Raw genomic sequence first — 23,999 nt, 5'->3', positions numbered from 1 at the left:
CATGATCGGGGCATGGGTGCCGGGGCGTCGTCACTGCCGCCACCGTCGTCGCCGCCGCTCGGCGATCTGCTACCGGGCGGGTCCGCGCTGCCCGCCGCGCTGATCCGCGAGCTCGACCGCCGGTCCACGGTGCACAACGTCGCACAGGGCACGGTCCTGCTGCGGCAGCGGGCCGTCGTTGACGGCCTGATCGTGCTCGTCCAGGGCCGGATCGCGACCCTGATCGACTTCGCGGGCACGGGCGACCTGGTGGTCGAGGCCACCGAGGAGCCCGGGCGGGTGTTCGGCTGGTCGGGCCTGGTCGCGCCGAGACGGGCGACCGCCACGATCCGTGCCGACGCGGACTCGCGGATCGTGATGCTGCCGCTCGCGGTGGTGCGCGACGGACCGCCGCGCTGGACGGCGGCCGTGTGCGGGCTGGTGGCGGGGGCGCTGGCGGACCGCACGCGGGATCTGCAGGCGCGGTGGGCCCACCCCGCGTCCGCGCCGACCGAGGCGGCCGAGCCGGCCGGAGTGTCCGGGGCGGCCCGGCCGTCCGAGGTGTCCGGGCCGTCCGCCCTGTCCGAGGTCTCCGGCGATGCGTGACGTCGTCGCCGTGCGCCGCTGGTTCGCCGGGCTCGCCCTGCTCGACCAGCTGCACGACGGCGACCGGCACCTGTTCGCCGAGCACGCCACATGGGTGACCCTGCCGGCCGGCGGGCGCCTCTACGGCGAGGGCGAGCGCGGGTCGGCGCTGTGGTTCCTCGTCGAGGGCGAGATCGTCCTCGGCCCGGCATCCGGCACCGGACCCGACACCGGACCCGACACCGACGGCCGGGTCGACGGCTCCAGGGACGGCGGGGTCGACGGCGGGCTCGAAGGCGGCGTCGAGGTCGGTGTCGACGGGATCGTGCGGCGGGCGGTCACGACGCCCGGCTACCCCGTGGGCTGGGACGGCCTGGTCCCGCCCGACCGGTACCGCTGGGACGCGCACGCGACCTCCCGCACCCGGCTGCTGCGGGTGGACCGGGAGGTGATCGACGCCTCCTGCCGCCTCGACGGGGCGTTCGCGGCGCGCCTGCACGAGCTGCTGCTGTGGCTGGCGGGCGGGCAGCTGCGGCGTCAGCACACCCGGCTCGTCACCGGGCGGTACGACGACGAGACGGACGCGGTCGCCGCGCTCGTGGCGCTGCGGGCCGAGGAGCTGCGGGTGACCTCGCCGCTCCACCGCATCCCCGGCTACCTTCGATCCCGCCCGACCGTGGCCGACGCGTTCCGGGCGCTGGAGGTGATCCGTGACGGACCCGACGCGGTCGAGGCCGAGATCGCGCGGGAGGCGCTCGACGTGCTCGCGGGTGTCCGTCGGGAGCTGCGGGTGTACCTGGGACTGCAGCGGGTGTACGAGGCGGTCGCCTCGGCGCCGCCGGACCTCCCGCCCGCGGAGGTCCGGGCCCGGTCCTGCCGGGCGCTCGTCGACCTGTTCGCGCACACGGACCACCGCATCGCGGGCCTCGACCGGCTGCCGCCGACGCCGGGCAATGTCGTGCTGTGCAACCACCTCGACAGCCACCCCGGCAACCGGCTGCCGAACGGGTTCAGCCTGATCCTCGACACGCACTTCGTCTCGTCGATGATCCTCTACCGGACCTACGGGCGGGCGCCGGTCCGCGTGGTGCGGGACTCGCACTGGCACGAGGCGGGCCACGCGCGCTACTACGCCCGCCTGGGCTATGTCATGGTCCCGTCCTCGGAGGAGGGGCCGCCGACCGCGCAGCAGCGGGCCGAGCGGTACGAGCGCTTCGTGGCCGAGGCGTCCGCGACGCTGCGCGCCGGTGTCGACCTGGTCATCTGCCCCGAAGGCCGGCCGGGTCCCACCGCGGGGTCGCCGGGCCGCCTGCGCCTCGGCGCGTTCCGGTTGGCCGCCCGGCTCGACCCGGAACCGCTGATCGTCCCGGTGGCGGTCGCGAACTTCGACCAGCGGCTCAGCCGGGCGGTGCTCGGCGCCGTGGTCGCCGAGCCGTTCCGGATGTCCGCCGTCGTCGCCGACCCGTCCGATCCTGAGCGGGTCGCGCGCTTCGTCGACGACGACCTGACCCCGCGCTACCGGGCCTGGGTGCGGGAGGCGGCGGCGCTGCGCTGACCAGGGGAACCGTCCTGCCCGAACCCGTCCTGCCCGAACCCGTCCGGCACCCCGCCGACGGCCAGCCCGAGCCAGCGCTCGTCGAACCGGTCCCAGGCGCGCATGGCGGGGCCGGCGTCGTGGCTCACCGGGAAGGTCATGACCTCGCGCGGGGCCCGGATCGGTTCGACAACCGCCATGACGGTGGCGCACGGCACCACGCGGTCGACCACGCCGAGGCCGATCACGGTCGGGCACCGCACACGGGGCGCTAGCAGGGCGGTGTCGAAGTAGGACAGGACCGCCTGCAGGTCGTCCTCGGGGTACTGCGGGTGCTGGTCGAGGAACGAGGAGATCTCGGCCCCCGACCCGGCCTCTACGAGCAGGCGGCGGCCCTCCGTCCAGCCGAAGGTGGGCACCCCCAGTACGAGCAGGTCCGCGCGCGGCGCCACCGCCTCGGCCATCAGCGCCAGCCCACCCGCGAGGCTTACGCCGTGGCTGATCGCCCGCAGCGTCGGGACGTTCAGGGCAGCGGCGACCTCGGTCGCCCGTACGTAGTCGCACACGGCGCCGCGCAGCACGGACGTCTCGGGCCCGCGCGCGCCCGTCAGGAGCCAACCCGCCGGTGCCGGTGCCGGGACCGCCGCGAGGGAGCGGCCGAATCCCCGCACGTCGAAGCCCAGGACGTGGCAGCCCGCCCGGACCCACCCGAGCCGGGGCACGGCCTGCGACCGGTATCCGTGGGCGTGCACGATCAGGGGCCGGGGCGCCGCATCCTCCCAGGTGATCGCGTACCCGCGGATCGGCTGCCCGCCCCAGGACCGGAACTCCAGATCGTGGGCGACGGTGTGGGCGCTCGGTGCGTGGCGCGGGGTCCGGCGGAGGTCGACGGGGACCTGGCTCAGCTGCGCGAGCGTCGTGGCCCAGAACGCGTCGAGGTCCGGGGGACCCGGGGCCCCGGCCTGCGCGGGTGCGCCCCCGTCACCGCCGTCCGCGCGACACACGCCGATCGTCTACCCGAGGGTGAAGGGGTCCCGGGTGCCGCCGGTGAGCTCCACCCAGACCGACTTGTTCTCCAGGTACTCGTCGATCGCGGCGATGCCGTTCTCCCGGCCCAGCCCGGAGGCGCCGAACCCGCCGAAGGGCACGCTGGGCGCCACCACGCGGTAGGCGTTGATCCACACCGAGCCCGCCCGGATCCCGGCGGCGACCCGGTGCGCCCGGTGCACGTCCTTGGTCCAGACGGCGCCGGCCAGCCCGTAGGGGGTGTCGTTGGCCAGCTTCACCGCCTCGTCCTCCTCCGTGAAGGTGTAGGCGGACAGGACCGGGCCGAAGACCTCCTCGCGCACCACCGTCGACGCCGGGCCGACGCCGGTGAGCACGGTCGGCTTCACGAAGTACCCGCCGAGCCCGTCCTCGGCGGCCCCGCCGTAGGCGACCGTCGCGCCCTCCTCCTGCGCCGTCCGCAGGTAGCCGAGCACCTTCTCGTACTGCGGCGCGTTGGCGACCGGGCCCATCTCGGTCTCCGGGTCGTTCGGGTCGCCCAGCTTGATCGTGGCCGCCCGCTCGGCCACCAGCCGGACCAGCTCGTCGTGCACCGACTCGTGCACGATCAGCCGCGAGCCGGCCATGCAGGTCTGCCCCGTCGCCGCGAACACCCCGGCGATCAGCCCGTTCGCGGCCGCCTGCAGGTCGGCGTCGGGGAACACGACCTGCGGCGACTTGCCGCCCAGCTCGAGGGTGACCTTGTTGAGGTTCTCCGCCGCCGCGTGCGCGACGGCGCGCCCGGTCGCCGTCGAGCCGGTGAAGGCCACCTTGTCGACGCCCGGGTGCCCGGCCAGGTGCGCCCCGACCTCCCGGTTGAGCCCGGTCACCACGTTGACCACACCCGGCGGGAACCCGGCCTGCTCGATCAGCTCCGCGAAGCCGAGGGTCGAGGCGGGCGCGTGCTCGGACGGCTTGACGACGACGGTGCAGCCCGCCGCGAGCGCGGGCGCGAGCTTCCACGTCATCAGCAGCAGCGGCGAGTTCCAGGGCGTGATCGCCGCGACGACCCCGACCGGTTCCCGCCGCGTGTACACCAGGTAGTTCGGGTTGGGCGAGGGGATCTGCCGGCCCTCGATCTTGTCGGCGAGCCCGGCGTAGTAGTGGTACCAGGACCCCAGCCCGTTGAGCTGGCCGATCATCTCCCGGTAGAGCTTGCCGGAGTCGTTGACCTCGAGCCGGGCCAGCCGCTCCGCGTTCTCCCCGACGAGGTCGCCGAGCCGGCGGAGCATCGCCGCCCGGGCGAAGCCGGTGGTTCGGCCCCACTCGCCGTCGAGCGCGGCGCGCGCCGCGGCGACCGCGGCGTCGACGTCCTCGGTGCCGGCGTCGGGGATCTCCGCCCACGGCTCGCCCGTGTAGGGATTCTGCGACTCGAAGGTGCGCCCCGACGCGGCGTCGGCGGGCTTGCCGCCGATCAGCATGCGGAACCGTTCCAGCCCTGCGCTCATGTGCCATCCCTCCTCGACGTTCCCGGTCCGACCCTAGGGGAGTGGCATGCCACACTCCAGGGCGTCACGCGACCTGATCGAGTCCCTTCCGCACGGCGTCGGCCAGCAGGTCCAGGTGCTCCTCGGTGGCGGTGAGCGGCGGCGAGAAGCCGAGCGAGGAGATCATCGGGCGGACCAGCACGCCGTGCTCGCGCACCGCGTTCGCCACGGCGCCGGGCAGGCCGGGCGTCGCCGCGAGCCGCCCGGGCTCGAGCTCGAGCGCGCCGAGGAAGCCGGTACCGCCGCGGGCGTGGTCGACGAGCGGGTGGTCGGCCAGTCCGGCGAGCCGCTCGGCCAGCGGGGCCTCCAGGGCGGTGGCCCGCTCGAACAGGCCGTCGCGCTCGTAGACGCCGATCGTGGCCAGCCCGGCGGCGCAGGCGGCGGGGTGCCCGGAGTAGGTCTGGCCGTGCCGGAACACCCGGCCCGGCTCGTCCCAGAACGGGGCCGCCACCCGCCCGGACGCGACGACGCCGCCCAGCGGCTGCACCCCGGACGTCACCCCCTTGGCGAACACGACGAGATCCGGCCGCACCCCGAACCGCTCGATGCCGAACCAGTTCCCCAACCGGCCGAAGCCGCAGATCACGGCGTCGGCGACGAAGAGCACGCCGTGCCGGGCGCACACCTCGGCGGCGGCCTCGATGTAGCCGGGCGGCGGCGGGAGGACCCCGCCGGCGCCGATCACGGGCTCGCAGAAGAAGGCGGCGACCCGCTCGGCACCCAGCTCGCGGATGGTCTCCTCGAGCATCTCGGCGTCGTTCCAGGCGGTCTGCACGACGTCCGGCACGAAGGGCGGCGCGACCCGGTTGCCCGGGATGCCGGCGAGCGCGGTCCCCAGCCCGTGGGTGCCGTGGTAGCTGTGCTCGCGGTGCAGCAGGATCGTGCGCTCCGGCTGCCCCGTCAGCGCGAAGTACGCCCGGGCGATCTTGGCGGCGGTGTCGATCGAGTCTCCGCCGCCGCTGGTGAAGAAGACCTTCCCGGCCTCGACGGGCGCGCGGGCCGCGAGCGCGTCGGCCAGGGCGAGGGCGGGCTCGTTCGCGAAGTCGGTGAACAGGTGGTAGGCGTCGAGCTTCCCGAGCTGCTCGGTCACCGCGTCGACGATCTCCCGCCGGCCGTGCCCGGCGTTGGCGTACCAGAGGCTGGCGGTGGCGTCGAGGTACCGGGTGCCGGCGGTGTCCCACAACCAGACGTCCTCGGCGCGGGTGATCGTCACCTGCGACCGCCGCACCGCATGCATGGCGGCGAACGGGTGCCAGAGGGTCTCGGTGCCGGTCACGGTGTCTCCTTCTGATCGGTTCGGGCGGTTCGTCCACGGGTCCGGCTCGCGGGGGCCCGCGCGGGGAGGGTAAGCAGGGCGGACACAGGAGATCGTCGAGGAGGCGCGAAGTGGCGTACGACGCCGTGCTGGCCGAGACCGTGGGCATCCGCGGCCACGGCGACGACCCGGTCGAGGCCTACACGGCCCGGCCGATGGCCCCCGGACCCCGCGGCGGGGTCATCGTCATCCACCACATGCCCGGCTACGACCGGGAGTCGAAGGAGGTCGTGCGCCGCTTCGCGGTGCTCGGCTACGACGCGATCTGCGTCAACCTCTACAGCCGCGAGGCACCCGGCGCGGCACCGGACGACGCCGCCGCCACGGCCCGCGCGCAGGGCGGCGTGCCGGACGAGCGGTTCGTCGGCGACGCGAGAGCCGCGGCGCGCTGGCTGCGCGACCTGCCGACGTCGAACGGGAAGGTCGGCGTGATCGGCTACTGCTCCGGCGGCCGGCAGGCCTTCCTGAGCAGCATCGAGGTCGACGTCCAGGCGGCCGTGGACTGCTACGGCGCGTTCGTCGTCGGGACCCCGCCGGAGGGCTTCCCGCTGCAGGTGCAGCCGCTCACCGACCGCGTCGGCGAGGTGAAGGCGCCGATCCTGGGCCTGTTCGGCAACGACGACTCCTACCCGACACCGGAGCAGGTCGACGAGCTGGAGAAGCTGCTGCAGGAGCACGGCAAGACCTACGAGTTCCACCGCTACGACGGCGCCGGGCACGCCTTCTTCTCCGTCGACCGGCCGAGCTACCGGCCGGAGGCGGCGGCCGACGGCTGGCGGCACGTCGAGGCCTTCTTCGCGACCCACCTGGCGGGCTGAGCCGTGTGCACCTACTCCACGGAGAAGATCGAGGTCGCCCGCAGCAGCGGGAAGGGGCCGGAGGGCTGGTTCCCGCTGCGCACCGCGACCGTCTACTACGACCACCCCGTGCACGCCCCGGACGAGCACACGGTCAACATCGACTTCCTCAACCCGGACCAGGGGCCGGGGGCGCGGGTGGCGGTGGAGCTCAGCCTCGACACCGCCCGTGAGCTGCTGGCCGCGCTGCAGACGACCGTGAAGCGCGCCGCACACCACTGAGCCGCAGACCACTGAGCCGCACACCACGGAGCCGCACACCACGGAGCCGCCCACCGCCGAGCCGCCCAGCATCGAGCCGCCCAGCATCGAGCCGAAGGCCCGGGCCGTCGGTCGGTATCGCCGGACCGCCGTCCGTGCTCTCCTCTGTCGGGGCGGACACAGAGGGGAGCCCGGACGGTGACACGGAACCTGGCGGACTGCTGCAGCGACGTCACGACGATCGCGGACGTGGTGAGGGTGCTGAGCGCCGTCCGCGACGCGTCGGCCGAGGACATCATGCGTCCGGAGGTCGACGGCATCTCCTGCTTCTCGCGGCTCTACACGATCATCACGCAGAACGTGCTGGACACCGTGGAGGGCCGCAAGCCGAAGCGGGAGTTCAAGGACCCGGATTTCCTGACCCTGCTCGACCTCGAGTTCGCGAGGCGGTACATCGCCGCGATCAGGGCGTACGAGGGCGGCCGTGGCGACACCCCGAAGAGCTGGGACGTGCTGTTCGAGCGCCGGCGCAAGGCCGGCATCGGGCACGTCAACTTCGCCGCCGCGGGCGTGAACGCCCACGTGAACTACGACCTGGCCTTCGCGCTGCTCGAGACCTGGCGGACCTTCCCGCCGAACGCCGACCGGCGCTCGGACTACGACCAGGTCAACGAGATCTTCGCCGAGGAGATGGACCAGCTCCGGGAGGACTTCGACGCCTTCCTGGCCGACGTCGCGCCGGACGGCAGCCCCGTCGACAGGTTCGGGAACGCCGCCTCGGACCTCCTGGTCCGGATCACGCGCGCGCTCGCATGGGAGGCCGCCGAGGAGGTCTGGGCGCACCACGACCCGAAGGCCGAGGACGGCGGCCCGGCGTACCGCAAGGCCTACGACCGGATGGAGCGCAGGCTGGACCGCACGGCCTGGATCCTGGGCTGGGGCGTGCTGACCGCGCCCGACCTGCCCTGACACCCTGCACGCCGCCACCCTCCACGCCGCCACCGCTCAGACCCCGCGCGGCTGGAGGATCTCCGGGTCGACGTCGAGGTGCAGCACCGCGGCCCGGCCTCCCGCGACGGCGGCGAGGGCGCGGTCCAGCGCGGCCGGGACGTCGTCCGTGCGGGAGAGCCGCTCGCCGTGCAGGCCGAAGGAGCGGGCCAGCGCGCCGAAGTCCGGGTTGACCAGGGCGGTGCCGCTCGGCCGGCCCGGGTGGTGGCGCTGCTGGTGCTGGCGGATCGTGCCGTAGCCGGAGTTGTCGGCGATGACCACGAGCGGGGTGGCACCGTACGCCGCGGCGGTGGCGAGCTCCTGGCCGTTCATCAGGAAGCAGCCGTCCCCGGCCACGCACACGACCTGCCGCCCGGGGTGGACGAGCGAGGCCGCGACGGCGGCGGGCAGCCCGTAGCCCATCGCCCCGTTGCGCGGGGCGAGCAGGGAGGGGAAGGAGTGCCGCGGGAGGAAACGCTGCGCCCAGATCGCGTGCTGCCCGGCGCCGTGCGCGACGATCGCGTCCGGCGTCATCCGCTCCGCCAGCGCCGCGGTCGCCCGGTCCAGGTCGACGTACCCGCTGCTCACCGGGGCCCCGGGCGTCGCGAACCGTTCGCGCGCCGCGCGCAGCCCCTCCCGCCAGGCCGGGTCCGCCGCGGGTCCCTCGGGGAGTGCGATGGCGAAGGCGTCCGGGGTCGCGAGCAGGTGCAGGTCGACGCGGCGCTGGTGGGCCCGCAGGTCGGGATCGGCGGAGACGACGACGGTCGGGGCGTCGGGGTTGCCGCGGGTGTAGCCGCCGGACAGGACGTCGCCGTACTGCCCGCCGAGGAAGAGCAGCAGGTCGGCGCGGTCGAGGGCGTCGAGCAGGCCGGGATCGGAGCCGTAGCCGAACCAGCCGGCGTACGCGGGGCTGTCGTGGTCGACCATGTCCTGGCAGCGCCAGTCCGCGACGACCGGGAAGCGCCGCCGCTCGCACCACGCGGTCACGGCGGCGGCCGAGTCGGCCGTCCAGCCGGTCCCGCCCACGATCACGAGCGGCCGCTCGGCCCGCCCGAGCAGGACCTCCAGCTCACCGGCCTGGGCGGGGGACACCGCTCCCGTGGAGACCGCCCGCGCCGGGACGACGGGTGCCGCGGTCTTGGCCGTCAGGACGTCCTCGGGCAGGCCGATCACCACCGGGCCCGGCCGCCCCGCCGTCGCCACCGCGAAGGCCTCGGCCACCTGCTCGGCGGCGCGTTCGGGGCGGTCGAGCGTGATCACGCGCTTGGCCGTGGTGCCGAACCACCCTGCGAGCGAGAACTCCTGGAAGGACTCCCGGTCCCGGTCGGCGACCGGGATCAGGCCGACGAGCAGGACCATCGGTGTCGCGTCCTGCCACGCCGTGTGCACCGCGATGGCGGCGTTGGCGGCGCCCGGGCCGCGGGTCACGGCGGCGACCCCGGGCCGCCCCGTGAGCCGGGCCTCGGCCAGCGCCATGAACCCCGCCCCGCCCTCCTGCCGGCACACGACCATCTCGACCGGGGAGTCGTGCAGCGCGTCGAGCACCTCGAGGTAGCTCTCGCCGGGCACGCCGTACACGCGGGGCACCCCCAGCGCCTCCAGCTGCGCGACGAGCAGCGCCCCCGCGGTCCGCTCGGTCCCTCCCGAACCGTCAGCCATGGACCCGGCCATCGACACCGACCTCCTGCACCTCGTCGTCGCGCCCGAGCGCGACCTTCGGGGCGAGCATGCCCGACACCGCCGTGATCAGGGCGATCACGATCAGCAGGACCGCCGCGGTCCACGAGGCCCCGCCGGCCGCGGCGAGGAAGGCCGACGCGACCAGCGGCACGAACCCGCTGACCACCCCGGCGACGTTGGCGGACAGGGCGACGCCCGAGTACCGCAGCCGCGCCGGGAAGAGCTCGGTGAGCAGGGCGCCGGACACGGCGTAGGGGATCGACAGGCAGGCGACGCCGAGCGTCACGCCGAGGATCACCAGCGCGGTGCCCCTGGTGTCGATCAGCCAGAACATCGGGAACGCGGCGACGGCGGAGATCAGGCCGCCTGCGACGGTGATTCGGGCGGCGCCGTAGCGCTCCGCGAGCCGGCCGCCGGTGATCAGCACGAGGATCTCGACGGCGGCCGCGACGAGGGTGGCGCCCAGCATCAGGGCCTGCGGCAGCTTCAACGTCGCGGTGCCGTAGCTGATCACGAACGTGGTGGCGAGGTAGAACCCGCCGACACCGAGGAACGCGGACCCGGCGCCCACCATCAGCTGGGGGAACGAGCGCAGCAGCACGTCCTTGACCGGCGAGCTCGCCCGCTCGTCCTCGGCCAGCAGCTGCTCGAACAGCGGCGACTCCTCGACCCGGCGCCGCAGGTACAGCGCCACGCCCAGCAGCGGGAAGGCGACCAGGAACGGGATCCGCCAGCCCCAGGAGTCGAAGCTCTCCTGCGGCAGCGCCGACACGGCGAGGAAGGCGCCGGAGGAGAGCAGCGTGCCGATGGGCGAGCCGATCTGCGGCATCGCCGCGTACCGGCCGCGCTTGTCCTTGGGCGCGTGCTCGACGGCGAGGGTGACCGCGCCGCCCCACTCGCCGCCGACCGCGATGCCCTGCAGCAGGCGCAGCACGGTCAGCGCGATCGGCGCGAGGACCCCGATCGACACGGTGGTCGGCAGCACGCCGATCAGCCCGGTGACGATGCCGATCATCGTGACGGTGACGATCAGGCAGGTCCGCCGCCCGATCCGGTCGCCGAGGTGACCGAAGAGGATCGCGCCCAGCGGCCGCGCGGCGAACCCGACGGCGAAGGTCGCGAACGCGGCGAGGGTGGCGGCCACCGGCGAGCCGGTGAAGAACAGCCGGTTGAACACCAGTGAGGCCGCCGTGCCGAAGAGGAAGAAGTCGTACCACTCGAGGGCGGTGCCGACGAAGGCGCCGAAGGCGACCTTCCGCGCCTCCCGGTCGCTGACGACCGCGGTGTGCGCCGGTGTGCTCATGACATCTCCTCAGGGTCGAGACCGAGCGTGGGGGAACCGTGCGTGGGACGACCGCCGAGGAGCGTCGCGACCACCTCGGTCGCGCCGATCCGGTCGGCGGGGACGGACAGCACGTCGTCGCCGAGGACGACGAGGTCGGCGTGCTTGCCGGGGGTGAGGGAGCCGCGGACCCGCTCGTCGCCGGCGATCCACGCCGCGTCGAGGGTGTAGGCCCGCAGCGCTGCGGCGGCCGTGACGCGCTCGTCGGGGCCGAGCACGAGCCCGTCGCGGGTGTGCCGCTCGACCATGGACTGCATGCCGAGCAGCGGCGCCCCCAGCGCGACCGGCCGGTCCGAGCTGCCGGGGACGCGCAGGCCGGCGCGGTGGAAGCCGCCGACCCGGTACAGCGCGTCGGCCCGCTCGGGGCCGACCGCCGCGGCCATCGTGTCGCCGATCTCGTACAGGAACCGCGCCTGCGGTACGGGTGTGACGCCGAGGTCGGCCATCCGCGCGATCTGCGCCTCGGTGGTCACGGCGGCGTGCTCGATGCGGTGCCGCACCTCCGGGCGCGGGCGCTCCTTCTGCGCGTCGGCGAAGGTGTCGAGGGCGAGGTCGACGGCCCGGTCCCCGATGGCGTGCGCGGCCACCGTCCAGCCGGACACGTGCGCGTCGACGACCCGCCGGCGCAGCTGCTCGGCGTCGTCCTGCAGGTAACCGTGGGAGTGCCGGTCGCAGAAGGGGTGCAGCATCGCCGCGGTCCGGGCGACGAGCGAGCCGTCGAGGAAGATCTTCATCGGGCCGAGCCGCAGCATGTCGTCGCCGAAGCCGGTGCGCAGGCCGAGGTCGAGGCCGAAGCGGTCCGGGTCGCTCGCGTGCCCGCGCAGCGGGTGCAGGGCGTCGGAGACCGGCATGGCCTGCACGCGGACCGGCAGTGGGCCGGCCTGCTGGTAGGCGCCGAGCTCGAGCCCGGACCGGCCGATCCAGCCGCCGCCCACGCCGCACTCGGTGACGTGGGTGAGGCCCTCGGACGCGTAGACCGCGGCCGCCCGACGGATCGCCGCCGACAGGTCGGCCAGCGGGTGGGGCACCACGAGCTCGCCCACCAGGTTCTGGGCCTGCTCCTCCAGCGTCCCGGTCGGCCCGTCCGCGTCGGTCACGACCACACCACCCTCGGGCACCGGACGGTCCCCGATCAGGTCGAGCACCGGCGAGTTGACCGTGCAGACGTGCCCGGAGCGGTGCTTGAGCCAGACCTTGCGCCCTCCCGCGGCCCGGTCGAGCGCACGCCGGTGGGGGTGCCCGCCCAGGGTGGTGTCGTCGTATCCGGAGCCGACGACCCAGGCGTCCTCGGGGAGCGTCGCCGCCCGCTCGGCGACGGCCGCGTACAGCGCGTCGAGGTCGGGCAGGCCGGCCAGGGCGATCTCCACCAGGGACTGGCCGAACCACGCCATGTGGTTGTGCGCGTCGCCGAAGCCGGGCACCACGGTGGCGCCCTGCAGGTCGATCTCCCGGCGGGCCCGCAGGCCCTCGGGATCGAGGGTGAACACCCGGCCCTGGTGGATCGCGACGGACCGAGCGCGCGGGTGGGCGTCGTCCAGGGTGTGGACGACGGCGTTCGTGAGAAGCAGGTCGATCATGCTCATCCCAGGTGGTGGAGCCGGGTCAGGGGCAGGGTGGGCGAGCGGTGCAGCGGCACCTCGCGGCCGTCGACACGGACCGGGATCGGCTCGGGCTCGACCTCGACCCGCGGGGTCGCCGTGTTGTGGAGCATGTCCCCGCAGGTCAGGCCCCGGCTGTCCGCGATGGTCGAGTACACCCGCCCGGCCGGCAGGCTCGCGCGGTCGGCGTGCTCGGACACGAAGACGTGCGCGAGGCGCGCGGGTGCGGTGCCGAGCCCGCCGTAGAAGGGGCGCATGCGCCGCGGCTGGGTGAGCCGGGTCGAACCGGACCCCGAGCCCGTCGCGCCCCACGCGACGAACCCGGACTTGAGCACCAGGTCGGGCTGCGCGCCGAACCACGCCGGGTTCCACAGCACCAGATCGGCGAGCAGGCCCGGCCGCACCGAGCCGACGTGCCCGGCCAGCCCGTGCGCGACCGCCGGGTTGTGCGTGAGCTTGGCCAGGTAGCGGAGGACCCGGGCGTTGTTGACGACGTCCGGGCCGGTCTCGCCGGCCAGCGTCGCCTGCACGTGGGCCAGCTGCCAGGTGCGGCGCGCGGTCTCCCCGATCCGGCCCATGCCGAGGGCGTCGGAGTTGACGATCGCGATGGCGCCCGAGTCGTGCAGGGCGTTCTCCGCGGAGATCGCGTGCTCGCGGATGCGGCTGGCGGCGATGCTCGCGTCGCTGGGAACGTCGGCGTGCCCGCGGTGCACCGTCAGGGTCATCGGGCCCAGCTCGGCGACGGTCGACGGCGTGAGCGGCAGCGTCGGCGTCGTCGACGAGGTCAGGACGTTGGCCTGCGAGACGATCGTCAGCAGGTCGGGGTGTCCGCCGCCGCCCTCGACGTGGTAGGCGTGCACGGTGCGGCCGGCGACGGCGTCGAGGGTGTCGGCGAGGTAGCCGGACTCGTTGAGGGTGTCGGTGTGCAGCGCGACCGGCAGGTCCGCGCCCTCGGCGACGCCCAGGCAGGTGTCGATCACCGGGGGAGTGGCGCCCCAGTCCTCGTGGATCTTGAACCCGCCGGCGCCCGAGGCCACGGCCTCGTCGAGCAGCGCGGCGCTGGTGGAGCTGCCGCGAGCCAGGAAGGCGGCGTTGATCGGCACGTCCGCCCAGCCCTCGATCAGGGTGTGCAGGTTGTGCCGCGGGTTGGCGCCGACGTCCCACACGCCGCCCATCCCCATCCCGACCAGCGTCGTCACCCCGGCGGACAGCGCGGCGGGGGCGAGATCGGCGTTCGACAGGTGCACGTGCGAGTCGACGATGCCCGGGGTCGCGATCAGGCCCTCACCGGTGATCATGGCGGTGTGGGCGTCGACCTCCAGCTCCACCCCGGCCTGGACCTGCGGGTTCCCCGCGCGCCCGACGCCGACGACCCGGCCGTCCTTGATCCCGATGTTGGTCTTGCGCACGCCCAGCAGCGGGTCGACCAGCACCACCCCGAGCACGATCATGTCCAGGGCGCTCGCCCGGTCCGCCGAGCTGCTGACCAGCGCACCGTGCCGGGCCGTCTTGCCGCAGCCGCCCAGCAGCTCCTCGCCGGGCTCGGTGTCGTCGGCCTCGACCTCGATCCAGAGGTCGGTGTCGGCGAGCCGGATGCGGTCGCCGGTCGTCGGTCCGTAGAGGCGGGCGTACTCGCGGCGCTCGACGGTCGTCATGCCTGCGTCCTTCCCATCCGGACCACCGGGACTTCCCGCTCTGCGCCCGCTTCCACCTTCAGCGACGTCCCGGCCGGCAGATCCAGCCGGAAGTTCCCCGCGTCGGCCAGGTCCACCTGCAACGCCGGGTTGAGCCGGTCGAGCTGGACGTGCGAGGACACCCAGATCGCCAGGTGCCCGCGGTTGTGCAGGCGGGCGGTGCCGCGCTCGCGACCGGGCGCCAGCTCGCGCGGCGGGCCCTCGGCGCGGACGGCCCCGGGCCCGTCGGTCGGCGGGGCGCCGAAGGGGTGGTCGACGTGCACGAGGACCGTGCCGTGCGGGAACAGGGCCTCCACCTGCAGGGACGGCACCGCCGCCGCGACGCCGTCGACCAGCCGGGCCGGGTCGACGACCGTGCGGGCGCGCGCGACGACCTCCTCGTAGGGCAGGTCGTCCCAGGCCATCTCGCAGATCTCGTCGCAGACCAGGGCGATCGCGTCCGGCGCGCCGAGCCGGGCGCCGCGCTCCAGGCGGCGGCGCGCGAGCGAGGCCGCGCTGTGCAGCAGCAGCCGCTCGGTCTCTCGCGGGGTCAGGTGCACGGGCACAGCGTGGTCGTTCCGTGGCCGCATGGGTAGCACTTCGCGCAGCGCGATGTGACGGGGATGATGTGCACATGCACAACCCGCGTGACACTGCGTCGATCTCGGCGGTGGACCCGGCGGCAGGCTCGGCGGCGAGCCCCGCGCAGTCCCCGAGCGACGACGCCCGCTGGGCCGTCCTGGTCGGCCGGCTGCGGGCCGACTCCGGCGGGCTGGTGGACGAGTTCGTGGAGCGGGTCCGCCGGATCGCCCCGTACGGGCGCGGGCTCGTGCCCCCGGACCGCCTGGTCACGGACGCGGACCTGACCTTCGACCACCTGCTGCGCCGGATCGCGGGGCAGGACGTCCCGGAGCGGCTGGCGCACGTCGGCGAGACGATCGGGCGCGACCGCGCCCGCCGCGGCGTCCCGCTCAACGAGCTGCTGTCGGCGGTGCGGCTGGACTTCCGCGTGCTGTGGTCGGCGCTGCGCGACCGCGCGACACCGGAGGAGCGGGACGTCCTGGTCGCGCGGGTCGAGCAGGTGTGGGCGGTCGTCGAGGACTACACGCTGCAGATCCAGTCCGGTTACCAGGAGGAGGCCGCCCTGCTGGCGCGCGAGCGGCACGGCGAGCGGACCGCGCTGGTGGGCGAGCTGCTGGGCAGCGAGGACCCCGATCCGGACCAGGTCGAACGCGTGGCGCTCGCGCTGGCCGTCGACGTCGACGGGGACTTCCTGGTCGCCGCCGCGCACGCCGCGTCCGGTGCGGCCCTGCGGCGGGCGGCCGAGGCGCTGGCGGCCGGGGGCCGGGTGGTGCACGTGCAGTCGACCGGGGCGCACAGCGTCCTGATCGCGGCCTGGCAGGGCGCGACGGGCGCGCCGGTGCGGGCGGCGCTCGACGGCGTCCCGTGCGGGGTCGGGCCGCTCGCCCACGGGCTGGCCAACGTTCCGCGGTCCGCGCGGCTGGCGACCGAGATCGCGTCGGTGACCTCGGGGCCGGGGCCCGTCGAGCCGGCCGACGCCTGGCTGCCGCTCGCCGCGGGACGGCTCGCGGACACCGCGGCCGAGCTCGTCGACTCGGTGCTGAGCGGACTGGCCGCGGCGCTGCCGGGGGAGCGGGAGCGGCTGTTGGAGACCGTCCGGGCGTTCGCGGGGTCGGGGTCGGTGAAGGAGGTCGCGGAGCGGTCCTTCTGCCACCGCAACACGGTGCTGAACCGGTTGCGCCGGTTCACCGTGCTGACCGGGCGGGACCTCACCCGGCCCGCCGACGCCGCCGTGGTCCTGCTCGCGTTGGCGGCGGCGCGCTGAGAGGGCTTGTCCCGGGTGGGCTCGTCCCCTAACGTACAACCACGTGGTTGTACGTGGGCTGAGCCCGGACGAGGTCGACCGGATCTTCCGCGGCCTCGCCGATGCGACCCGGCGCGACATCGTCGAGCAGGTGCTGCGCGAGGCGCAGTCCATCTCGACGTTGGCCCGCCGGTACGACATGAGCTTCGCCGCGGTGCAGAAGCACGTGGCGGTGCTCGAGCGGGCCGCGCTCGTCACCAAGCAGCGACGTGGACGGGAGCAGCTCGTGCACGGCAACCCGGAGGCCCTGCAGCGCGCCGCCCGCCTGCTCGCGGACTACGAGCGGATCTGGCGGCACCGCGTGCGGGTCATCGAGGACATCCTCGCCGAGGACGCCCCCGGCGGGGATCCGCAGAACCCGGAGGAGAGGACGGAACCATGACCGTGATCGACGTCCGCAAGGACCCGGAGACCCTGACCCTGACCTTCGTCGCCGAGTTCGACGCCCCCGTCGAGCAGGTGTGGCAGGTGTGGGCGGACCCGCGCCGGCTGGAGCGCTGGTGGGGCCCGCCGACCTGGCCGGCGACCTTCGTCGAGCACCAGTTCGTGGTCGGCGGCCGGTCCCGCTACTACATGACCGGCCCCGAGGGGGAGAAGGCCGGCGGGTGGTGGCGGATCACCGCGATCGAGGAGCCGCACCGGCTGGAGTTCGACGACGGCTTCGCGGGCGAGGACGGCGAGCCGAACCCGGACATGCCCACCACCCACGGGGTCGTCACGCTGGAGGCCACGGGATCGGGCACGCGCATGACCACCGTCAGCACCTTCGCCACCCTCGAGGACCTCGAGAAGCTCTCGGCGATGGGCATGGAGGAGGGCATGCGGCTCGCGATGGGCCAGATCGACGCGGTGCTGGCGGGCTGACGGTCCGCCGGCGACGACGCCGGGCCGGGTCAGCGGTGCCGGGTCGGACCGGCGGCGCGACGCGGGTCGAGCCGGGTCGCCCGGCCGGGTCGGGCGGGGTCGCGAACTCCGAGGGGCGTCGGCGACCATGATCGTCGCCCGCGGTGCAGGGCGGCCGTGAGTGGCCGTCCTGTACCGCTCGCAGTGATCAGCGGGCGGAGGGCGGTGGGGGTTCCGCGCCACCGACCATGATCGCTCTTCGCGGTACCTGCCGGCCGTGGGTGGCCGCCACGTACCGCAGCTGCAGATCATGTCGGTGCGCTGCACGGCAGCCGGGCTGGCCGGCCCGACATCGCTGTCCGCGGTGCATCGCGGCCGGGGGTGGCCGCCAGGTACCGCTGGTGGCGATCACCGGCCGGGGGCAGGCGCGGTTGCCGGGCGGTGTGGCGGTTCGCCGTGGGTCTGCGGGGGCGAGGGGTGCCCGCGGGACTCGAGGTGCCGTCGTTGCGCGCCGTCGGACCGGGAGTGGCGCGGCTGACAGCGGCGGGACCTCGGGAAACGGCGGCACGCTCGACTAGCCTCGTCGGGTGCCCGCCCGAGCGTCGTCGCCCGCCACCGATCTGGCCACCACCGTGGTCCTCGCCGCGTTCATCGCGGTGCTCGGCCTCTTCCCGGGGGTGTACGTCGGCGCCACCGGTGTGCCGATCGTCGTGCAGAACATGGGGCCGTTCCTGGCCGGTGTGCTCGTCGGGGCGCGGCGTGCGGTGTTCGCGGTCGTGCTGTTCCTGGCTCTGGTGGCGATCGGGCTGCCGCTGCTGTCCGGGGGCCGTGGCGGGCTCGCGCCGTTCGTCGGCCCCAGCGGCGGGTTCCTGCTCGGCTGGATCCTCTCGGCGCTGGTCTCGGGCCTGATCGCGCAGGCCGGCGCGCGCCGCGGGCGACCGGGGCTGCCGCTGCTGCTGGTCGCCGCCCTCGCCGGGCTGGTCGCGGACTACCTGATCGGCGTGCCCTGGCTCGCCGTGTACACCGGTTCCTGGAGCACCGCCCTCACCGGCTCGCTGGTCTTCGTGCCCGGGGACCTCGCCAAGGTCGTGGTCGCGGCGCTGATCGCGTCGGTGGTGCACCGCGCCCTGCCCGGACGCCTGGTGGGGACGCGGACGCGGTGACCGCGGCAGCCGACCGGCCGGCCACGCCGCCCGTCCTCGGCGGGGCCGCGCTGCCGCCGGGGCTCCTCGGGCGTGCCCATCGGGCCGCCGCGGAGCTCGCGCGGCGGGGCGTGCGGGAAGGGAGCCGGGTGGCGCTCGAGGTCGCCGACGGTGCTCCTCGGACCGCTCCCGGGGCTGCTCGTGCTGCCGGTCACGGCCCTGCTCACGGTGCTGCTCACGGCATTGCTCATGCTGCTGGACAGGGCCCTGCTCACGGTGCTGCGCAGGGCCCCGACGTCCTGGCCTGGTTCCTCGGCGCCGACCTGCTCGGGGCCGCGGCCCTCGTCGTCGAACCGCGCTGGACCGTCCGGGAACGCGCCGCCGTCCTCGACGACGCCCGCCCGGACCTGGTCGTCACCCTTCCCGACCCCACCGGCACCGGTTTCGCCGGCACCGGCCCCACCAGCACCGGCACCATCGCCACCGAGCCGCGAGTCGCGGACCGCGTCCCGCCCGCGGGCGACGGCCGCACCCCCTTCTACCTCCCGACCACCTCCGGCAGCAGCGGCCGCCCGACCGTGCTGCAGCGCTCCCGCGACTCGTGGCTGCGTAGCTTCGCCGCCCTCGGCCCCGTGCCCGGCCCGGTGCTGATCGCCGGCCCGCTCAGCTCGTCGCTCTTCCTCTTCGGGGCCCTCCACGCGTTGTGGTGCGGGGCGGAGCTCCGGCTCGGGCGCGCGGCGGACGCCCGCGAGGCCGCGACGATCCACGTCGTGCCCGCCATGCTCGCCGACCTGGTCGCCACCCAGGAACGGGCTCCCGCCGGGACGAGGCTCCGGACGGTCGTCTGCGGCGGCGCCCACCTCGGCGACGGCCTGCAGGCCCGGTTCGCCCGCGCCTTCCCCGGCGCGGAGCTCGTCGAGTACTACGGCTCGGCCGAACACTCCCTGATCGCGATCCGGCGCGACGGCGGGCTGCGGCCGGTGCCGGGCGTCGACCTGGAGGTCCGGGACGGCATGCTCTGGGTCCGCTCGCCCCTCGCCGCCGACGGCCGCCTGCGCGCGGGCCGGCTCGAGCCCGCGGCGGAGTGGAGCACCGTCGGGGACCGGGTCGACCTCCGCGACGGCGTGCTCACGGTGCACGGCCGCGGCTCCGCGGTCGTCTCCAGCGGGGGCCGGCTGGTGGCGGCCGAGGAGGTGGAGTCCGTACTGCGCGTGGTCCCCGGCGTCGACGACGTCGTGGTCGCCGCGACCCCGCACGCCCGGCTCGGAGCGCTGGTCACCGCCGTGGTGGAGGGGGAGCCCGCACTGGCCCACCTGCGCGCGGCGGCCCGGGCGGCCCTCGAGCCCGGCAAGCGGCCGCGGGTGTGGTTGCGGGCGAAGGCGCTGCCGCGCACCGCCTCCGGCAAGCCCGCGCGGGCGGTGATCGCCGACGAGCTGGCCGCCGGCATCCTGGACGCGGAGTCCCTGCGGTGACCGCGCCGGACACGACCGCCCCGGTGATCGTCGCCGCCCGCCGCACCCCGATCGGCACCGCGGGTGGTGTGCTGCGCGACCTCACGGCCGACGAGCTGGCCGCCCCCGTGCTCCGGGCCCTGCTCGACGAGGCGGGCCCGACCACCGGCGCCGAGAGGGGTGTCGACGACGTCCTGCTCGGCAACGTCTTCGGCCCCGGCGGCAACACCGCCCGCGTCGCCGCCCTGCGCGCCGGGCTCGGCGCGGAGGTCCCCGGCCTGACCGTCGACCGGCAGTGCGCCAGCGGGCTCGCCGCGATCACCCTGGCCGCCGCGCTGATCCGGGCGGGGGAGGGCGAGGCCTACCTCGCCGGCGGCGTCGAGAGCGCCTCGACCGCACCGCACCGCTCGTGGCGCACCGACCCGCCGCAGCCCTACACGCGGGCGCCGTTCGCCCCCGCGGAGCTCGGTGACCCGGAGATGGGGGAGGCCGCGGACCTGGTCGCGGCGGAGGCCGGGATCTCCCGGGAACGGCAGGACCGGTTCGCGCTGCGCAGCCACGAGCGGGCGGTGGCGGCCCAGGCCGCGGGCCGGTTCGACGACGAGCTCGTCGAGGTGGCCGGGGTCCGCCGCGACCAGCGCCCCCGCGCCGGGTTCACCGCCGCCCGGCTGGCGCGCTTCCGGCCCGCGTTCACCCCGGACGGCACGGCGACGGCGGCGAACTCCTGCGGTGTGAGCGACGGCGCGGCGGCGGTGCTGATCGTGTCGGAGCGGGTGCGGCGGGGGTGGAGCCTGCCCGGGCTGCGGCTGGTGGCGAGCGCGACCTCCGGCTGCGACCCGCGGCGGCTCGGGCTCGGCGTCGTGCCGGCGCTGCGCGAGCTGCTGAAGCACGGGACGCCGCAGGTCACCGAGTTCACCGAGGCGTTCGCCGGGCAGGCGTTGGCCTGCCTCGACGCGGCGGGCCTCGACGAGGGGGCGGTCAACCCGGACGGCGGCGCGATCGCGCTCGGCCATCCCTGGGGTGCGTCGGGCGCGGTGCTGGTGGTGCGGCTGTTCGCGCAGCTCGTGCGGCAGGGCCGCGGCGGGCTGGGGCTGACGGCGCTCTCGGCGGGCGGTGGCCTCGGCGTCGCGGCACTCTGGCAGGCCGTCGGGCCGGACGGGGAGCCGGTACCGCCGGGGGGAGCACGGTGATCGTCTTCGAGGGCGTCGGGCACCGCTACGAGGAGCGGGTGGTGCTGCAGGAGGTCGACCTCGCGCTCCCGGAGCGGCGGATCGGTTTCGTCGGGGCCAACGGCTCGGGCAAGTCCACGCTGGCGCGCATGGTCAACGGCCTCGTCCACCCGACCGAGGGCCGGGTGCTGGTCGACGGCCTCGACCCCGTCGCGAAGGGTTCCGCCGTGCGCCGCCGGGTCGGGTTCGTGTTCACCAACCCGGACAGCCAGATCGTGATGCCGACGGCGGGGGAGGACGTCGCGTTCTCGTTGCGGCGCAGCGGATCGTCCCGTTCCGAGCGGGCACACCGGGCCGCGGAGGTGCTCGCCGCGCACGGCCTGGAGGGCTACGCCGACCATCCCGCCCACCAGCTCTCCGGCGGCCAGAAGCAGCTCCTCGCGCTGTGCGGGATGCTGGCCCTGGACCCGGACGTCCTGGTGTGCGACGAGCCGACGACCCTGCTCGACCTGCGCAACACCCGCCGTTTCGCCGAGATCCTCGCGGGGCTGCGGCAGCAGGTGCTGCTGGTGACCCACGACCTCGACCTGCTGACCGGCTTCGACCGGGTCGTGGTGCTCGACGAGGGCCGGGTCGTGGCGGACGACGAGCCGGAGCCCGCGCTGCGGTACTACCGGAAGCTGTGCGAGACGTGACCCCGCTCGGGCTGTACTCGCCCGGGGACAGCGTGCTGCACCGCGCGCCGGCCGGGGCGAAGCTCCTCGCGCTGCTGGTCCTGGTCACCGCGGTGGTGCTCGTCGGGTCCGCGGCCTGGCTGGGCGGGGCGTGCGTGCTCCTCGCCGTCGGTCACGCGGTCGCGCGCATCCCGGTGCACCGCGTCCTGCCGCTGCTGCGCACCCTGCTCCTGCTCGCCGTGCTGGTCGGGGCGCTGCAGGTCTGGCTGCTGGGTTGGCAGCCCGCCCTGGTGACCGTGCTGCGCCTCGCCGCCTCCCTCGCCGCGGCGGGCCTGTTCACCCTCACCACCCGGATCGACGGCGTCGTCGCGACCGTCGAGCGCGCGCTCGGTCCGCTGCGCCGGATCGGCGTGCGGGCGGACCGCCTCGGCCTGCTCGTCGGGCTGACCGTGCAGGCCGTCACGACGTTGTCCGCGATCGCCGGCTCGGTCCGCGAGGCCGCCCGGGCCCGCGGCGCGGAGCGCTCGCCGACGGCCTTCGCCGTGCCCTTCGTCGTCCGCACGCTGCGGCACGCCGACGAGCTCGGGGAGGCCCTCGCGGCCCGCGGGATCGGCGACGAGACCGACGACGAGGCCACCGGTCCCGATCACCCCGACACCACCGGCGGACGGGGCCGGAACGGACGCCGGGTGCCGTAACGTCCCGGAGACCCGAACCGCCCCCGCCGCCCACCACCGCAGGAGCCGCCCGTGCCCGAGCCGCCCGTGCCACCCGTCCACGACCTTCGGGGCGACGACCCGGCCTGGTTCCGGGCCGCCCTCGCCGAGGAGCCCGAGACGGGTGCGGTCGAGGTCGACGGCGCCGCCGTCGCCTTCCGGGCGTGGGGCCCGCCCGGCGAGGGCGTGCTGCTGATCCACGGCGGCGCGGCGCACGCGCGGTGGTGGGACCATCTCGGCCCGCTGCTCGTCGGCCCCGAGGACCGCCGGGTGGTCGCGCTGGACCTCTCCGGGCACGGCGACTCCGGCCGGCGCGAGCGCTACACCCTCCGGCAGTGGGCCACGGAGGCCCTGACGGTCGCCGGGGCGGCGGGGCTCGCCCCGCTGCCGGTGATCCTCGGGCACAGCATGGGCGGCATGGTCGCGCTGGTCGCCGCGCAGGAGTTCGGCGACCGGCTCGGCGGTGCCGTCGCGATCGACACGCCGGTGCGCGAGATGCCGCCGGAGGACCGGGCCGCCCGGCAGCGGCGCGCCTTCGGCCCGCTGCGCGTCTACGCCGAGCGGGAGCGCGCGATCCGGCACTTCCGCACCGTTCCGCCGCAGGAGGGCGAGCCGTACGTGCTGGCGCACATCGCCGAGCACTCGCTGCGGGCGGTCGAGGGCGGGTGGTCGTGGAAGTTCGACCCGCGGGTGTTCGCCCGCGACCCGCTGACCCCGGACGACCTGGACATCCCCGGCTGCCGCGTCGCGCTGTTCCGTGCCGAGCACGGGCTGATGCCGAAGGACATGGGCGAGATGGTGAGCGACCGGCTGGGCCGCGGCGTGCCCGTCGTCGAGATCCCCGCGGCCGCGCACCACGTGATGATCGACTCGCCGATCGCGCTGGTCACCGGGCTGCGTACGCTGCTGGCCGACTGGCGGCACTCCCGTGCCGCGACCCCCGGGGAGGTTCTCGCATGACGACCGTCGGGCCCGCGCCGACGCTGCTGGAGCTGCTCGACCTCGAGCGCATCGACCGTGACCTGTTCCGCGCCTGCACGGTGTTCGAGGAGGAGCACGCGCTGTTCGGCGGGCAGGTGGCCGCGCAGGCGCTGCTGGCGGCCGGGCGGACCGTGCCGGAGGACCGCGCGCCGCACTCCCTGCACGGCTACTACCTGCGCGGCGGCCACTCCTCCCGGCCCACCGTCTTCCAGGTGCACCGGGACCGCGACGGCCGCTCCTTCACCGCCCGCCGGGTCGTCGCGATCCAGGACGGCGAGGTGATCTTCAACATGGCGGCCTCGTTCGCGGTGGACCAGGGCGGCCCGGACATCTCCGTCGACCCGGTGCCCGAGGCGCCCGATCCCGACACGCTGCCCGGCGCGCCGGTGCCGCGGGTCTTCGGCTTCGAGGGCCGCACCGTCACCACGCACCCCGGCGCCCGCAGCTACCCGGTCCGCTACTGGACCCGCTGCACCGAGCCGCTGGCCGACGAGCCGCTCGTGCACGCCTCGGCGCTGACCTACATCTCGGACATGTTCGGCGCGTTCCCGCCGGTGGCGGGCGGGGTGCCCGGCCCGAGCCTCGACCACGCGCTCTGGTTCCACCGCCCGGTGCGGGCGGACGAGTGGATGCTGATCGACCTGGTGCCGCGCAGCGCTGCGGGCGGCCGCAACTGGTACACCGGCACGCTGCACGACCGCACGGGCAGGCACGTCGCGAGCCTCACCCAGGAGTGCCTGTTCCGCGAGCCGCGTCCCTGAGCCGCTAGGGGGCGTCTGGTGGATCACCGTCGATGGGCTCGGTGATCCGGGCGGCTCCTGGCAAGGCGGAGCGGGGTCCTCATACCGGGTGTATT

The 23,999-nt window shown here is 75.2% G+C and carries 23 protein-coding genes; 15 read left to right on the top strand and 8 right to left on the bottom strand.

Annotated elements, in window-relative coordinates; genetic code table 11:
- Positions 1-12: 12 nt before the first annotated feature.
- Together ABD990_RS06100 and ABD990_RS06095 are read left to right on the top strand one after the other, a co-directional pair.
- Positions 13-585, top strand: coding sequence for a cyclic nucleotide-binding domain-containing protein (locus tag ABD990_RS06100; RefSeq protein ID WP_345378904.1), 573 nt, complete (start codon positions 13-15; stop codon positions 583-585).
- Positions 578-2,119, top strand: a complete 1,542-nt coding sequence (locus ABD990_RS06095; RefSeq protein ID WP_345378903.1) for a hypothetical protein — start codon at positions 578-580, stop codon at positions 2,117-2,119. Before ABD990_RS06100 ends, ABD990_RS06095 begins: the two co-directional genes overlap by 8 nt.
- Here the strand turns inward: ABD990_RS06095 and ABD990_RS06090 are convergent.
- The 3 genes from ABD990_RS06090 to ABD990_RS06080 all read right to left on the bottom strand — a co-directional run bounded on the left by ABD990_RS06090 (position 2,080) and on the right by ABD990_RS06080 (position 5,905).
- The gene (locus tag ABD990_RS06090) at positions 2,080-3,102 is read right to left on the bottom strand and encodes an acetylxylan esterase (RefSeq protein ID WP_345378902.1); all 1,023 of its coding nucleotides are present in this window, start codon (positions 3,100-3,102) and stop codon (positions 2,080-2,082) included. The two genes, ABD990_RS06095 and ABD990_RS06090, sit on opposite strands and share 40 nt — an antisense overlap.
- Positions 3,103-3,111: 9 nt before the next feature.
- Entirely contained in the window at positions 3,112-4,590 is a 1,479-nt protein-coding gene (locus tag ABD990_RS06085; protein ID WP_345378901.1) for an aldehyde dehydrogenase, read from the bottom strand.
- A gap of 64 nt (positions 4,591-4,654) precedes the next feature.
- Positions 4,655-5,905: an aminotransferase family protein gene (locus tag ABD990_RS06080; RefSeq protein ID WP_425569468.1), complete on the bottom strand. Its 1,251-nt coding sequence runs from the start codon at positions 5,903-5,905 to the stop codon at positions 4,655-4,657.
- A 110-nt stretch (positions 5,906-6,015) separates the two neighbouring features.
- Here ABD990_RS06080 and ABD990_RS06075 point away from each other — a divergent pair, with 110 nt between their 5' ends.
- From ABD990_RS06075 to ABD990_RS06065, 3 genes are all read left to right on the top strand, one after another.
- Positions 6,016-6,762, top strand: coding sequence for a dienelactone hydrolase family protein (locus tag ABD990_RS06075; RefSeq protein ID WP_345378900.1), 747 nt, complete (start codon positions 6,016-6,018; stop codon positions 6,760-6,762).
- A 3-nt stretch (positions 6,763-6,765) separates the two neighbouring features.
- Positions 6,766-7,023, top strand: a complete 258-nt coding sequence (locus ABD990_RS06070) for a DUF6295 family protein (protein WP_345378898.1) — start codon at positions 6,766-6,768, stop codon at positions 7,021-7,023.
- A gap of 177 nt (positions 7,024-7,200) precedes the next feature.
- Positions 7,201-7,971, top strand: a complete 771-nt coding sequence (locus ABD990_RS06065; protein WP_345378897.1) for a DUF5995 family protein — start codon at positions 7,201-7,203, stop codon at positions 7,969-7,971.
- Positions 7,972-8,007: 36 nt separating this feature from the next.
- Here the strand turns inward: ABD990_RS06065 and ABD990_RS06060 are convergent, their stop codons facing one another.
- The 5 genes from ABD990_RS06060 to ABD990_RS06040 are packed head-to-tail and all read right to left on the bottom strand — an operon-like array spanning position 8,008 to position 14,842.
- Entirely contained in the window at positions 8,008-9,648 is a 1,641-nt protein-coding gene (locus ABD990_RS06060; protein WP_345378895.1) for a thiamine pyrophosphate-dependent enzyme, read from the bottom strand.
- A complete protein-coding gene (locus ABD990_RS06055; RefSeq protein WP_345378894.1) occupies positions 9,641-10,972 on the bottom strand; it encodes an MFS transporter in 1,332 nt (443 codons plus the stop codon). The genes ABD990_RS06060 and ABD990_RS06055 overlap by 8 nt, the downstream gene beginning before the upstream one ends.
- The gene (locus tag ABD990_RS06050) at positions 10,969-12,588 is read right to left on the bottom strand and encodes an amidohydrolase (RefSeq protein ID WP_345378893.1); all 1,620 of its coding nucleotides are present in this window, start codon (positions 12,586-12,588) and stop codon (positions 10,969-10,971) included. Before ABD990_RS06050 ends, ABD990_RS06055 begins: the two co-directional genes overlap by 4 nt.
- A gap of 2 nt (positions 12,589-12,590) precedes the next feature.
- Positions 12,591-14,264, bottom strand: coding sequence for an urease subunit alpha (locus tag ABD990_RS06045; RefSeq protein WP_345378892.1), 1,674 nt, complete (start codon positions 14,262-14,264; stop codon positions 12,591-12,593).
- The gene (locus tag ABD990_RS06040) at positions 14,261-14,842 is read right to left on the bottom strand and encodes an urease subunit gamma (protein ID WP_345378891.1); all 582 of its coding nucleotides are present in this window, start codon (positions 14,840-14,842) and stop codon (positions 14,261-14,263) included. Before ABD990_RS06040 ends, ABD990_RS06045 begins: the two co-directional genes overlap by 4 nt.
- A gap of 74 nt (positions 14,843-14,916) precedes the next feature.
- Here ABD990_RS06040 and ABD990_RS06035 point away from each other — a divergent pair, with 74 nt between their 5' ends.
- From ABD990_RS06035 to ABD990_RS05990, 10 genes are all read left to right on the top strand, one after another.
- On the top strand, positions 14,917-16,128 hold the full coding sequence (locus ABD990_RS06035; RefSeq protein WP_345378889.1) for a PucR family transcriptional regulator: 1,212 nt from the start codon (positions 14,917-14,919) through the stop codon (positions 16,126-16,128).
- A 43-nt stretch (positions 16,129-16,171) separates the two neighbouring features.
- The gene (locus ABD990_RS06030; protein ID WP_345378887.1) at positions 16,172-16,549 is read left to right on the top strand and encodes an ArsR/SmtB family transcription factor; all 378 of its coding nucleotides are present in this window, start codon (positions 16,172-16,174) and stop codon (positions 16,547-16,549) included.
- Positions 16,546-17,031 (top strand): SRPBCC family protein, encoded by a 486-nt coding sequence (locus tag ABD990_RS06025; protein ID WP_345378886.1) that lies wholly within the window; start codon positions 16,546-16,548, stop codon positions 17,029-17,031. The genes ABD990_RS06030 and ABD990_RS06025 overlap by 4 nt, the downstream gene beginning before the upstream one ends.
- A gap of 566 nt (positions 17,032-17,597) precedes the next feature.
- Positions 17,598-18,173 (top strand): biotin transporter BioY, encoded by a 576-nt coding sequence (locus tag ABD990_RS06020; protein ID WP_345378885.1) that lies wholly within the window; start codon positions 17,598-17,600, stop codon positions 18,171-18,173.
- Positions 18,170-19,624 carry an AMP-binding protein gene (locus ABD990_RS06015; RefSeq protein ID WP_345378884.1) on the top strand — a complete coding sequence of 485 codons (1,455 nt, stop codon included), beginning with the start codon at positions 18,170-18,172 and terminating at the stop codon, positions 19,622-19,624. Before ABD990_RS06020 ends, ABD990_RS06015 begins: the two co-directional genes overlap by 4 nt.
- Complete coding sequence (locus tag ABD990_RS06010; RefSeq protein WP_345378883.1) at positions 19,621-20,793, top strand: thiolase family protein; 1,173 nt, start codon at positions 19,621-19,623, stop codon at positions 20,791-20,793. Before ABD990_RS06015 ends, ABD990_RS06010 begins: the two co-directional genes overlap by 4 nt.
- Positions 20,790-21,467: an energy-coupling factor ABC transporter ATP-binding protein gene (locus tag ABD990_RS06005; protein WP_345378882.1), complete on the top strand. Its 678-nt coding sequence runs from the start codon at positions 20,790-20,792 to the stop codon at positions 21,465-21,467. Before ABD990_RS06010 ends, ABD990_RS06005 begins: the two co-directional genes overlap by 4 nt.
- Positions 21,464-22,144 carry a CbiQ family ECF transporter T component gene (locus ABD990_RS06000; protein WP_345378880.1) on the top strand — a complete coding sequence of 227 codons (681 nt, stop codon included), beginning with the start codon at positions 21,464-21,466 and terminating at the stop codon, positions 22,142-22,144. Before ABD990_RS06005 ends, ABD990_RS06000 begins: the two co-directional genes overlap by 4 nt.
- Positions 22,145-22,195: 51 nt before the next feature.
- Positions 22,196-23,122: an alpha/beta fold hydrolase gene (locus tag ABD990_RS05995; RefSeq protein ID WP_345378879.1), complete on the top strand. Its 927-nt coding sequence runs from the start codon at positions 22,196-22,198 to the stop codon at positions 23,120-23,122.
- The gene (locus tag ABD990_RS05990) at positions 23,119-23,904 is read left to right on the top strand and encodes an acyl-CoA thioesterase (protein WP_345378877.1); all 786 of its coding nucleotides are present in this window, start codon (positions 23,119-23,121) and stop codon (positions 23,902-23,904) included. Before ABD990_RS05995 ends, ABD990_RS05990 begins: the two co-directional genes overlap by 4 nt.
- Positions 23,905-23,999 lie beyond the last annotated feature (95 nt).

The organism is Pseudonocardia yuanmonensis (genome assembly GCF_039542425.1).
In the GTDB taxonomy this organism is placed as follows: Bacteria; Actinomycetota; Actinomycetes; order Mycobacteriales; family Pseudonocardiaceae; genus Pseudonocardia; species Pseudonocardia yuanmonensis.
This window is presented reverse-complemented; position numbering and strand designations above follow the sequence as displayed.